Genomic DNA, 14,184 nt, shown 5'->3' on the forward strand with positions numbered 1-14,184 from the left:
CCGTCAGGCGGCCGCGCGAACGGGGCAAGACGCGCCACCGCGGCGGACGACCGCCGCGGTGGCGCGGCAGGCAGAAGCGAGCATTCGGGTTGTCCGTCAAAGGGGGAGACATGGAAGGCCAGGCACAGTTCACTGCGCCCCTGACCGATTGCCAGGAGGGGACGTGGCTGGCCCAGCGCGCGGAGAACCCGCCCCGGCAGTACGACATCAGGCAGTACGCCGAGGTCACGGGCCGGCTCGACACGGATGTCTTCCGGCGGGCGCTGCGGCAGGCCGTCGCCGAGACGGAGGCCCTCCGGCTGCGGTTCACCCAGGACGGCGGCGTCCCGGTGCAGACGGTCGGGGCGGCCGGTGAGGAGACCGTCCTGCGGTGCGTCGACCTCAGCACGGAGGCCGAACCCTGGGAAGCGGCACGGGCGTTGATGCGCGCGGACGGCCGGCACCCGGCCGACCCCACCGGAGGGGACCTCTGCGCGCACCTCCTCTTCAAGCTGGCCCCCGACCGGCACGTCTGGTACCAGCGCCACCACCAGCTGCTGGTCGACCACTCCGGCAGCACCCTGCTGGCCCGCCGCGTCGCCGCTCTGCACAGCGCGATCCTGCGCGGTGAGCCGTACCGCCACCCCGGACACGCCCCGCTGCGGGAGCTGTGGGAACAGGAAGCCGCCTACCGGGAGTCGCCGCACCACGAGGCCGACCGCCGGTACTGGCACGAGCACTTCGCGGACCGCCCGGACCCGGCCACCGTGCCGGGCCACCGGTCGGCCGACCGCGACGCCCGCCCCCACGCGGCCGGCCGCCTGTCGGACGCGGGCCGGGAGGCGCTGCGCACGGCCGCGGACCGTACGGGCGTGAGCCGGGGCGCGCTCGTCGTCGCCGCGGTCGCCACCTTCGTGTGCCGCACGACGGGCGCGGACGAGGCGCTGCTGAGCTTCCCGGTCGACGGCCGTACGGGTCCCGCGGCCCGGCGGACGCCCTGCGCGACAGCCAACGTGCTGCCGCTGCGGCTGCCCGCCTCGCCGGGCGACACCCTGTCCGGGCTGGCCCGCGCGGCGCAGCGCGAGATCGACGGGCTGCTGGAACACCGGCGGTACCGCGGCGAGCGGCTGCACGCCGAATTGGGCCGACCAGGCGGACGCCGTAACTTCGGGCCCTCGGTCGCCGTCCCGGCGAGCGGCATGGACCTGCGGTTCGGCGAGGCCCGGGGCACCCTCCACGACCTGCCGGGCGGGCCCGTCGAGGCGTTCTCCGTGGTGGTGCGCGACCTGCCGGACGACGCCGGGACGAGTGTCGTCCTCGAAGCCGACCCTGCACTGTACGACCAGGAGTGGGCCGGGGCGGGCCACCGGGCCTTCGTCCGGCTCCTGGAGCAGGCGGCGGCCGAACCGGAAGCGCCCGTCGGCCGGTTCGGCGTGCTGGGTGCGCCGGAGCACGGCCTGGTCGTGGAGGGGTGGAACGCCACCGAGGCCGAACGGCCGGGCACCTCGGTGCCGGAACTGGTCGCCCGGCAGGCCGCGCGACGGCCCGGCTCCGTCGCCGTGTCGGACGACGGACAGTCCCTGACCTACGCGGAGCTGGAGGCCCAGGCGGGCCGCCTGGCCGCGTATCTGACGAGTCAGGGAGTGACGCGCGGCAGCCGTGTCGCCGTGCTGATGGAGCGCTCCGCCGGACTGCTGGTGGCGCTGCTCGGAGTCTGGAAGGCGGGCGCGGCGTACGTACCCGTGGACGCGGCGTACCCGGCGGAGCGGGTGGCGGTCATGCTGGCCGACTCGGCGCCGGCGGCCGTGCTGTGCACCGGGAACACCAGGGCCGCGGTGCCACTGGGCGCTCCCGGCGCGCTCGTCGTGCTGGACGATCCGCGGGTACGGGCGGCCGTGGCCGCGAGCCCGGCACCGGGTCCGGCGCCGGCCCGGGTGGGGCCCGAGGACCTGGCGTACGTGATGTACACCTCCGGCTCGACCGGCGTGCCGAAGGGCGTGTCGATGCCGCACGGCAGCGTCGCCGGGCTCGTCGGGCAGCGGGACTGGTCCGTCGGCGCGGACGACGCGGTGCTGATGCACGCGCCGCACGCCTTCGACGCCTCGCTGTTCGAGGTGTGGGTGCCGCTGGTGTCCGGAGCACGGGTGGTGGTGGACGGGCAGGGCGTGGTGGACGGGCCGCGGATTCGTGCGGCCGTGGCGGCGGGGGTCACGGCGGTACATCTGACCGCGGGGTCGTTCCGGGTGGTGGCCGAGGAGTCGCCGGAGTGCTTCGCCGGGCTGCGCGAGGTGCTGACCGGCGGTGACGTGGTGCCGCCCGCGGCCGTGGCACGGGTGCGGGAAGCCTGCCCCGAGGTGGCCGTACGGCATCTGTACGGGCCGACCGAGGCCGCCCTGTGCGCCACCTGGCACCGGCTGCGGCCCGGCGACCCGGTGCCGTCCGTGCTGCCGGTCGGCCGGCCGCTGGACAACCGCCAGGTGTACGTACTGGACGCGTTCCTCCAGCCCGTACCGCCGGGCGTGACGGGCGAACTGTGCATCGCCGGCACCGGCCTGGCGCGCGGCTATCTTTCCCGCCCCGGGCTGACCGCGGAGCGGTTCACCGCCAGCCCCTTCGTCCCCGGCGAGCGGATGTACCGCACCGGCGACATGGTCCGCTGGACCGACGACGGCGAACTGGTCTTCGTCGGGCGGGCGGACGCCCAGGTCAAGGTGCGCGGCTTCCGTATCGAGCCGGGGGAGATCGAGGCGGCGCTGGCGGCCCACCCGGCGGTCGGCGAGGCGGTGGTGGTGGCCCGCGAGGACCGGCCGGGTGAACGCCGCCTGGTCGCCTACGTCGTGGCGCAGCCGCCGGAGCGCGGCCGCGACGAGCCGCCGTCCGACGGCGGACCCCGGGACGGCCGGCCGCCGCGCGACGAACAGCCGTTCCGCGCCGAGCCGGGCGGCGAACGGGTGGCCGCGGGCGCGGGCAGCGCTCCGGAATCCCTGCTCACCGGGGAGTCCGGCGGCAGTACCGCGGCGGGCCGGGACACCGGCGCGCTGCTCGCCGCGCTGCGCGAGTTCGTCGGCGGGCGGCTGCCGGAGTACATGGTGCCGTCGGCGTTCGTCCCGCTGGACGGGCTGCCGCTGACCGTGAACGGCAAGGTCGACCACAAGGCGCTGCCCGCCCCCGACTTCACCGGACGCGCGTCCGTACGGGAGCCGCGCGGTGCCGCCGAGGAGACGCTGTGCGCGCTGTTCGCGCAGGTGCTGGGCCTGGAACGGGTGGGGCCCGAGGACAGTTTCTTCGAGCTGGGCGGCGACTCGATCATGGCGGTGCAGCTCGCCTCACGGGCGCGCCGCGCCGGGCTGGTGCTGACCACATCGCAGGTCTTCGACGAGCGGACGCCGGAGCGGCTGGCACGGGTGGCGCCCTCCCCGACGGGCGAACGACCGGGTACGGACACCGAGGCCGGCGAGGTGCCGTGGACGCCGCTGCCCCCCGGGCAGGGCGGGAACTTCGCGCGCTGGGTGGTGCTGGCCGCTCCGGACGGCATGCGTACGGACGCGCTGCGGGCCGCCGTCGCCGCCATGCTGGACACCCATGCCGTGCTGCGCGCACGGACGGCCTCCGGGGACACCGGACCGCGCCTGGTGGTGCCCGGCCGCGGCACGGTGGACGCGGCGGCACTGGCCACCAGGGAGACCGTCACCGCCGCGGACCTCGACCGGGCCGCCGAGCGCGCGGCCCGCGAAGCGGTGGCGCGGCTCGATCCGACGGCCGGGACGAACCTCCAGGCGGTGTGGCTGGATGCGGGCGCCGCGCAGCCCGGCCGCCTGGTGCTCGCGGTCCACCACGCGGTGGCGGACGCCGCGTCCTGGCACATCCTGGTCCCGGACTTCGTGACCGCGTGCGCGACCGCGGCCGCCGGCCGGACACCGGAACCCGGCCCGATGGGCACCTCTTTCAGGCACTGGGCGGACCTGCTGACCGCACAGGCAACACACGAGCACCGGACCGCGGAACTGGACGGCTGGCGCGCCGTACTGGACGACGGCACCGGCCCTGGCGTCCTCCCGGACGGCTTCGAACCCGAGAGCGCCGCGGCGGACGCGGAAGCACGTACGGACCCGGACCCCGCCGGGACAGCACGCCGCATGGTCTGGACGGTGCCGCCGCAGCAAGCCGCGGCGCTGGTGGACCGGGCGCCCGCCGCGTTCCACTGCACCGCCTCCGACGTGCTGCTGACCGCGCTGGCCGCAGCGATCGCGTACGGGCGCGAGGACGGCCGGACCGGCGTCCTGCTGGACATCGAGACGGACGGCCGCCACGGAGGCCCGGCCGGACTCGACCTGTCCCGTACGGTCGGCCGGTTCACCTGCGTGCACCCCGTACGGCTGGACCTGCCCGGAACCGCCCTGCGCGAGGTCCTCGCGGGCGGCCCGGCCGCCGGGACGCTGCTCAAGTCGGTGAAGGAGCAGGTGCGGTCCGTCCCCGGGGACGGCTTCGGCCACGGCCTGCTGCGGCACCTCAACCCCGAGACGGGTTCCGCACTCGCCGCCCTTCCGGCGCCCCGGATCGCGTTCAGCTGCTCGGGACGCCCGGAGCAGGGCGGCCCGTACCTCTCGGCCGGAGCGGCCACCGCCGGCCGCGGCGAGCCGTCCCCGTACGCCCTGGAGGCCGGGGCGGCGATCAGCGCGACCGCCGACGGACCCGCACTGACGCTCACGCTCACCTGGCGGCACCGGGACGCGCACGGGCGGACCGACGCCGCGGCACAGCGGCTCGGCCGCCGCTGGGTGGAGATGCTGGGTGGCCTGGCCGCCCACGCCGCCCGCCCGGGAGCGGGCGGCCACACCCCCTCCGACTTCCCGCTGCTCGCCCTCACCCAGGACGGCGTCGCGGAGCTGGAGGCCGCCGTGCCACGGCCGGTGGACATCTGGCCGCTGTCGACCCTCCAGGAAGGGCTGCTGTTCCAGTCCTCCTTCGAGGAGGAAGGCCCGGACGTCTACGAGACCCAGTGGATGCTGGAGCTGACCGGCCCGCTGGACGCCGCCCGGCTGCGCACCTCGTGGGAGACGCTGCTCGCCCGGCACGCCGCGCTCCGCGCGAGCTTCCACCGGCGCGCGTCGGGCGAGGCCGTCCAGGTCGTGGCCCGCGACGTGCGGCTGCCCTGGCGGGAGATCGACCTGTCCGGCCTCTCCGAGGCCGACGCGCTCTCCGGCATCGAGGAACTGGCCACCCGCGAGCAGGAACGCCGCTTCGACACGGCCACCGCGCCACTGCTGCGGCTGCTGCTGATCCGCCTCGGCGCGGGCCGGCACCGGCTCATCGTCATCAGCCACCACATCCTGATGGACGGCTGGTCCATGCCGGTCCTGCTGTCCGAACTGGCCGAGGTGTACGCGGCGGGCGGCGACGGCTCGGCGCTGGCCCCGGCCGCGTACTACGGCGACTACCTCGCCTGGCGCGCCCGCCAGGACAAGGACGCCGCCCGGACCGCCTGGGCCGCCGAGTTCACCGGCACCGAGGAACCCACGCTCGTCGCCCCGGGCGCGGCCGACCGGGGCCCGGTGGACGCCGGCCACGTCATCACCGACCTGCCCGAGGAGACCACCCGCGACCTCGCCGCACTGGCGCGCCGCCATGGCCTGACGGTGAACACGGTCATGCAGGGGGCCTGGGCCCTGGTGCTGGCCCGGCTGGCGGGCCGTACGGACGTGGTGTTCGGCGCCACCGTCGCGGGCCGGCCGCCGGAGCTGCCCGGCATGGAGTCCATGGTCGGCCTGCTCATCAACACCGTGCCGGTACGGGTACGCCTCGACGCGGCGCAGCCGGTGCTCGGGCTGCTGCGCGACCTCCAGGAGCGCCAGTCGGCGTTGCTGCCCCACCAGCACCTGGGGTTGCCGGAGATCCAGCGTCTGGCCGGCCCCGGCGCGGTCTTCGACACCCTCGTCGTGCACGAGAACTACCCCCGCGCGATCGCCGCGCCCGGCTCCCCGGACGCGCTCGGCTTCGCCGTACTGGGCACCCGCGAGGCCACGCACTACCCGCTGACCCTGGGCGTCATCCCGGGCGAACGGCTGCGCGTGCACGTGGCGCACCGCCGCGGCCAGGTCCCGGCGGACATTGCCGAGAAGCTGGTCGGGCGGCTGGTGCGGGTCTTCGAGCAGCTCATGGCGGACTGCTCGGTGCCGGTGGGACGGGTCGGCGTCCTGGACCCGGACGAACACGCGCTGGTGGTGGCCGACTGGAACCGTACGGACGCGCCGGTGGCCGCCGCGACCATGCCCGAGCTGTTCCGCGCCCAGGCCGGACGGACACCGGGTGCCGTCGCGGTACTGGACGGCAAGAGGGAGCTGACCTACGCCGGGCTGGAGTACGAGGCGGGCCAGCTCGCCCGCTACCTGACCGGCCGCGGAGTGGGGCCGGAGTGCCGGGTGGCGGTCGTCGTCGAGCGGTCCGTGGCGATGGTCGTGGCGGTGCTGGCGGTGGCGATGGCGGGCGGGGTGTACGTACCGGTGGACCCCGAATACCCAGCCGAGCGGATCGCGTTCGTGCTGCGGGACGCGGAACCGGCGGTCGTGCTGTGCACGACCCGCACCCGGCCCGCGGTGCGGGCCGCTGCGGACACCGGCACGGTCGTCGTCCTGGACGACCCCGCGGTGGCCGGGGCGGTGGCGCGCCACACGGGCGGCTCGCTGTCCGGCGCCGAGCGGACCGCGCCGCTGCACGCGGACCACGCGGCGTACGTGATCTACACCTCCGGCTCGACCGGCGTACCCAAGGGCGTCCTGGTCCCGCACCGGGGGCTGGGCAACCTCGTCGCCGACCGCGTCGAGCGCTACCGTATCGGCGCGGACAGCCGCGTCGTGCAGCGCGTCTCGCCCAGCTTCGACGTGTCCATGGGGGACATCTGGCCGGTGCTGTGCGCGGGCGGACGGCTCGTCCTGGCACCGGCCGGACAGCAGTCCTTCGGCGACGACCTGGCCGAGCTGCTGCGCGAGGAGAAGGCCACCCATGTGGTGCTGCCCGCCGCGTTCCTGCCCCAGCTGCCGTCCGACGGCCTGTCCCGGCTGCGGGTGCTGGTCACCGGCGGCGAGCCGATGACCGACGAGGTACGCCGCCGCTGGTCCGCCGGACGGGAGCTGTACAACGAGTACGGCGTCACCGAGGCGACGGTCACCTCCACCGTCACCGCGCCGCTGACCGGCGACAGCGCTCCCGCGATCGGCCGCCCGATCACCAACTCGCAGGCGTACGTCCTGGACGCCTTCCTCCAGCCGGTGCCGCCGGGCGTCCTCGGCGAGCTGTACGTGGCCGGGGTGAACCTGGCACGCGGCTACCTGGGGCGCGCGGGGCTGAGCGCGGCGCGCTTCGTGGCCTGCCCGTACGCGCCGGGAGGGAGGATGTACCGCACCGGGGACCTGGTCCGGTGGACCGGCGACGGCGAACTGGTCTTCGCCGGGCGGGCCGACGCCCAGGTCAAGGTGCGCGGCTTCCGCGTCGAACTCGGCGAGGTCGAGACCGCGCTGGCCGCACACCCCGCGGTCGCGGACGCGGTCGCGATGGTCCGCGAGGACCGCCCCGGCGAACGCCGCCTGGTCGGCTACGTCGTCCCCGCGGGGCCGGGGCTGGACGAGCGGTCGGTCCGCACCCACGTCGCCGGGACGCTGCCGGACTACATGGTCCCCGCGGCCGTGCTGGCACTCGGCGAGCTGCCGAGGACACCGAACGGGAAGCTGGACCGTGCGGCACTGCCCGCGCCCGACTTCGCCGGGCAGGTCTCCGGGCGGGAGCCGCGTACGCCTGCCGAGACGGTGCTGTGCGCGCTCTTCGCCGAACTGCTGGACCTGGAGCGGGCCGGCGCCGAGGACAGCTTCTTCGAGCTGGGCGGCGACTCCATCACCTCGCTCCAGCTGGTGTCGCGGGCCCGCCGGGCCGGGCTGCTGCTGACCTCCCGCCAGGTCTTCGACGAACAGACCCCGGAACGGCTGGCCGAGGTGGCGGAACCGGTGACGGCCGGCCCCCGCGCGGACACCGCCGGGGCGGGGACCGGCGAGGTGCCGTGGACGCCGGTGATGCGGCTGCTCGGCGAACGGATCACCGGCGGCCGGTTCGCGCAGTGGATGACCGTGGGCGCCCCGGCCGGACTGGGCCGCAACGTGCTGGCCGCCGGACTGGCCGCCGTCCTGGACACCCACGCCATGCTCCGCGCGCGGGTGGTGGCGCGGCCCGGCGGACCGGTGCTGGCCGTCGGCGGCCGGGGCTCGGTGGACGCCGACGCCCTGGTCACCAGGGTGGCCGCGGACCGGATACCGGACACCGGCCTCGACGGCCTCGCGGAACGCGCCGCCCAAGACGCGGTGGCCCGGCTCGACCCGGCCGCCGGCGTCCTGATCCAGGCGGTCTGGCTGGACGCGGGACCGCACCGGACCGGCCGGCTGGCCCTGGCCGTGCACCACCTCGCGGTCGACGGCGTGTCCTGGCGCATCCTGCTGCCGGACCTGCGGGCCGCCTGCGAAGCGGCGGCGGCCGGACGCACACCGGAGACCGACCCCGTCGGTACGACCTTCCGGCAGTGGGCCGGACTGCTGGCCGGCCAGGCCACACAGTCATGGCGCGTCGCCGAACTGCCGCACTGGGCCGCCGTACTCGACGGACCCGACCCGGTGCTCGGCACCCGCGTCCTCGACCCCGGCACGGACACCCAGGCGACCGTACGCCACCGCACATGGCACCTCCCCCGGGAGCAGGCCGCGGTCCTGGCGAGCCGGACACCCGCGGTCTTCCACTGCGGCGTGCACGAAGTGCTGCTCGCGGCGCTGGCCGGCGCGGTCGCCTGCGCGCGGCCGGAAGCGGACGCGGCAGCCGGGGTCCTCGTCGACGTCGAGGGACACGGGCGGGAGCCGGTGGCCGGGGCCGACCTGTCCCGCACGGTGGGCTGGTTCACCAGCGTGCACCCCGTACGGCTCGACCTGTCCGGCGTGGACCTGCACCAGGTCATGGCGGGCGGACCCGCGGCAGGAGCGCTGCTCAAGGCGGTCAAGGAACAGATCCGGGCGGTGCCCGGCGACGGCCTCGGCCACGGACTGCTGCGCCACCTCAACCCGGAGACCGCCCCCGTACTGGCCGCCCTCCCGGCCCCGCAGATCGGCTTCAACTACCTCGGCCGGTTCCCCGCGGGCGCCCCCGAGGGCACCGCCGGGCCGTGGGAGGCGGCGGGCAGCACCGCACTGGGCGGCTCCGACGACCCGGACATGCCCGCACCGCACGCCCTGGAGGCCGGCGCGGTCATCCGCGACACCTCCGAAGGGCCCGAACTGACGATCACGGTCGGCGGACCGGCCGGCGTCCTCGACGACGCGGCCGTCACCCGCCTGGGGCAGCTCTGGCAGGACCTGCTCGGCGGCCTGGCCGCCCACACGGCCGCTCCCGAGGCGGGCGGCCACACGCCCTCCGACTTCCCGCTCCTGGACCTCGGCCAGGACGAGGTCGAGGAGTTCGAAGCGATCGCGGCACGGCTCGAAGGGGGACTGTCGCTGTGAAGACCTCACCACCCGCCACCGGACCGGCATCGGGCAAGGGCTCCGCACTCGCCGAGGTGTGGCCGCTGTCACCGCTGCAGGAAGGCATGCTCTTCCACGCCGGCTTCGGCGACGAGGGACCCGACGTCTACGTCATCCAGCGCACCCTGACGATCGAAGGACCGCTGGACGCGGCCCGCTGGCGCGCGTCCTGGCAGGCGCTGGTGGCGCGGCACGCGGCGCTGCGCGCCAGTTTCCACCGCCGCAAGTCGGGCGAGGCGGTCCAGCTCGTCTCCCGGGAGGCCGCACTGCCCTGGCGCGAAGCCGACCTGTCCGGCCTGCCGGAGGCCGAAGCGCTCACCGAGGTCGGCCGGCTGGCCGCCGGTGAGTGCGCGGAGCGCTTCGACCTCGGGGGGGCACCGCTGCTGCGGGTGCTGCTCGTCCGCCTCGGCGACGACCGGCACTGCATGGTGCTGACGGCCCATCACATCCTGCTCGACGGCTGGTCGATGCCCATTCTCTTCGACGAGGCGACCACGGTCTACGCGGCGGGCGGCGATGCCACGGTGCTGCGCCGCACCGCTTCCTACCGCGACTACCTGGCCTGGCTGGGCCGGCAGGACAAGGACGCCGCGCGGGCCGCCTGGCGCGCCGAACTGGCCGGGGACGGCGAGCCGACGCTCATCGCTCCCGGCGACCCGGCCCGCACCCCCGAGCTGCCCGACCAGACCAAGGCCGACCTGCCCGCGTACCTCACCCGCGCTCTCACCGGTCTGGCCCGCGGCCACGGCCTGACCGTCAACACCGTGGTCCAGGGCGCCTGGGCGCTGCTCCTCGCCCGGCTGGCCGGACGCGACGACGTGGTCTACGGCACGACCGTGGCCGGCCGCCCGCCGGAACTCCCCGGCGTCGAGTCGATGGTCGGCCTCTTCATCAACACGGTGCCGGTACGCGTGCGCCTCGACGCGGGGCAGCCTGTGGCGGAGCTGCTCAGGGACGTACAGGCCCGGCAGTCCGCGCTGCTGCCGCACCAGCACCTGGGCCTGGCCGAGATCCAGAAGCACGCCGGGCCCGGAGCCACCTTCGACACGCTGGTGGTGTACGAGAACTACCCGCGCCCGGCCGTCGAATCGGCCGCGCCCGGCACGCTCTCCTTCACCACGCTGGGCCTGCGCCAGGCCACCCACTACCCGCTGACCCTCGGCATCCTCCCCGGCGACCGCCTGGAGGTGGAGGTCTCCTACCGGCCCGACCTGGTGACCGCCGAACTGGCCCGTGAGCTGACCGGGCGCCTGGTACGGGTGCTGGAGCAGGTGGTGGCCGACCCGTCGATACCGGTGGGGCGGGTCGGCGTCCTGGACGCGGAGGAGCGGCGCCGGATCGTCGAGGGCTGGAATGCCACGGCTGCCGAGGCGGCGGGCGCCTCGGTACCGGAGCTGTTCGCGGCACGGGCGGCGGCCACGCCGGACGCCGTGGCCGTGACGGACGGGCGTCAAAGTGTTCAATTCGGCGAGTTGGACACCGGGTCCGGCCGCCTCGCCGCGTACCTGAGCGGTCTGGGCGTCGGGCGGGGTGACCGGGTCGCGGTGGTGCTGCGCCGGTCGGCCGATCTGATCGCCGCACTGCTGGCGGTGTGGAAGGCCGGGGCGGCGTACGTACCGGTGGACGCCGGATACCCGGCGGACCGGATCGCGTTCATGCTCGCGGACTCGGGACCGGCGGTCGTGCTGTGCGCCGAGGACACCCGGGCGGCGATCCCGGCGGATGCGGCCTGCCAGGTGGTCGCGCTGGACGACCCGAAGGTGCGGGCGGCCGTCGCGGAAGCCAGAACCGGAGCGCAACCCCCGCTAAGCGCTCACGACTTGGCGTACGTGATGTACACCTCCGGGTCCACCGGCGTGCCGAAGGGCGTGGGTGTGCCGCACGGCAGTGTGGCGGCGCTGGTGGGGGAGCGCGGCTGGTCGCTCGGTCCGGGTGACGCGGTGCTGATGCACGCGCCGCACGTCTTCGACGCCTCCCTGTTCGAGATCTGGGTGCCGCTGGTCTCCGGTGCCAGGGTGGTCGTGGCGGCGGCCGGTGCGGTGGATGCGCAGGCGGTACGGGAGGCGGTGGCGGCGGGCGTCACGGCGGTGCACCTGACGGCCGGTTCCTTCCGGGTGGCCGTGCAGGAGGACCCGGAGTGCTTCGCGGGCCTGCGCGAGGTGCTGACCGGCGGTGACGTGGTCCCGGCGGCGTCCGTCGCCCGTGTACGGGAAGCGTGCCCCGAGGTGGCCGTACGGCATCTGTACGGGCCGACCGAGGCCACGCTGAGCGCCACCTGGCACCGGCTCCGGCCGGGCGGCCCCGCTCCCGATGTGCTGCCGATCGGGCGCCCGCTGACCAACCGGCAGGTATACGTGTTGGACGCGTTCCTCCAGTCCGTACCGCCGGGTGTGGACGGCGAGTTGTACCTGGCGGGCGCGGGCCTGGCGCGCGGCTACCTCGACCGCGCCGGTGCGACGGCCGAACGCTTCGTGGCCTGCCCGTTCCCGCCCGGCATGGGGGTCCCCCCGGCCGAAGGCTGGGGGAGGATGTACCGTACGGGTGACCTGGCGCACTGGACCCACGACGGCGAACTGGTCTTCGCCGGGCGCGCCGACACGCAGGTCAAGATACGCGGCTACCGCATCGAACCGGGCGAGGTCGAAGCCGCGCTCGCCGCCGCGCCGGGAGTGGCGCAGGCCGCCGTCGTCGCCCGTGAGGACCGGCCGGGCGAACGCCGGCTGGTCGGCTACGTCGTGGCCGCGCGGGAATACGCGGACGCTCCCGCACCGGACGGCCAGGCCCTGCGCGAGCATGTCGCCCGCACGCTGCCGGACTACATGGTGCCCGCCGCCGTCCTCGTGCTGGACGCCCTGCCGGTCACGGTCAACGGCAAGCTGGACCGCAAGGCCCTGCCCGCCCCCGGCTTCGCCGGGAAGGCGGCCGGACGCGCACCGCGCACGGCGGCGGAGGACATCCTCTGCGCGCTCTACGCCGAGCTGCTGGGCCTGGAACGGGTCGGCGCGGAGGACAGTTTCTTCCAGCTGGGCGGCGACTCGATCATGTCGATGCAGCTCGCCACCCGGGCCCGCCGCGAAGGGGTGCTGTTCAGCGCCCAGGACGTGTTCGAGCAGGAGACGCCGGGCGCGCTGGCCGCCGTGGCCCGGCTCGCCGACGAGGTACGCGCGGCACCGGACGCGGGCGTGGGCGAGGTGGCCTGGACACCGGGCATGGTGGCGCTCGGAGAGTACGCGCTGAGCGGCGCCTTCGCACAGTGGATGATCGTCACCACGCCCGCGGGCCTGCGGCCGGACGTGCTCACCGGCGGGCTGGCCGCCGTACTGGACACCCACGACATGCTGCGGGCCCGCGTGACGCACGCGGAGGGCGGACCGCATCTGGTGGTAGCGGGACGCGGCACGGTCGACGCCGCCGCGCTGCTCACCCGTATCGACGCGACGGACGCACCGGCCGACGCCCTGGACGACCGGGCCGAGCACGCGGCCCGGCAGGCGGTCGAGCGGCTGGGCACCGCGGCGGGCGTGCTGGTGCAGGCCGTCTGGCTGGACGCCGGGCCCGCGGAGCCCGGCCGGCTGGCGCTGGTGGTGCACCACTTGGTGGTGGACGGCGTGTCCTGGCGCATCCTGCTCCCGGACCTGCGGGCCGCCTGCGAAGCGGTGGCGGACGGGTGCGCGCCGGAACCCGACCCCGTCGGCACCTCCTTCCGCCAGTGGGCAGGCGCCCTCGCGGTACAGGCCACCGAAGAGCGCCGAGTCGCCGAACTGCCGGACTGGGCAGCTCTGTTCGAGGGTGCTGCGCCGCCGCTGGGAGAGCGGGCACTCGACCCGGCTGAAGACACTCTGGCCGCAATGGCGTGGCGCACCTGGACGCTGCCGCGAGCGACGGCGGCCACGCTCGTCGGTACGGCACCCGGAGTGTTCCACTGCGGCGTCCACGAAGTGCTGCTCGCGACGCTGGCGGGCGCGGTCGCCGGCGAACAGCCGGCCGGCGCCCTCGTCGTCGACATCGAAGGACACGGGCGGGAACCGGTCGACGGGGCCGACCTGTCCCGGACGGTGGGCTGGTTCACCAGCGTCCACCCGGTACGCCTGGACGCGTCGGGCATCGACCTGGACGACGCGCAGCGGGGCGGCCCGGCAGCCGGTGAACTGCTCAAACGGGTCAAGGAACAGGCGCGGGCGGTGCCCGGCGACGGCCTCGGCCACGCCCTGCTGCGCCACCTGAACCCGCACACCGCACCGGAGTTGGACACCCTGCCGGACGCCCACATCGGGTTCAATTACCTGGGCAGGTTCGCGGGCGCCGGCCGCGCCGGAGCGCCGGGGGACGCCTGGCAGCCGGCCGGCACCTCCGTGGTCGGCAGTTCGGCCGACCCGCGCACACCCGCCCCGCACGCCCTGGAAGCAGGGGCGTACGTCCAGGACACCCCGGACGGGCCGGAACTGACCCTCACGCTCGGCCGGCCCGCCGGACTGTGGCCGGACGCGGCCGCCGAGCGGCTGGGCCGGCGCTGGCTGGACCTGCTGGACGGCCTGGCGGCCCACACCGACGACCCGGCGGCGGGCGGGCACACCGCCTCCGACTTCCCCCTGCTGGACCTCGGCCAGGACGAGGTCGAGGAGTTCGAAGCCGGTTTCGCGGACGGCACGCCGTAGTC

The 14,184-nt window shown here is 75.6% G+C and carries 2 protein-coding genes; both read left to right on the forward strand.

Going from position 1 to position 14,184, the window contains the following annotated elements:
- Window positions 1-110: 110 nt before the first annotated feature.
- Entirely contained in the window at window positions 111-9,506 is a 9,396-nt protein-coding gene (locus ACZ53K_RS18580) for an amino acid adenylation domain-containing protein (protein ID WP_468837395.1), read from the forward strand.
- Window positions 9,503-14,182: an amino acid adenylation domain-containing protein gene (locus ACZ53K_RS18585; protein ID WP_468837398.1), complete on the forward strand. Its 4,680-nt coding sequence runs from the start codon at window positions 9,503-9,505 to the stop codon at window positions 14,180-14,182. Before ACZ53K_RS18580 ends, ACZ53K_RS18585 begins: the two co-directional genes overlap by 4 nt.
- Window positions 14,183-14,184 lie beyond the last annotated feature (2 nt).

This window comes from Streptomyces sp. NPDC033221 (genome assembly GCF_055577005.1).

What these genes read in the sequence shown, in the direction of transcription:
- ACZ53K_RS18580 (WP_468837395.1), top strand. Translation starts at nt 111, where the DNA reads ATGGAAGGCCAGGCACAGTTCACTGCGCCCCTGACCGATTGCCAGGAG.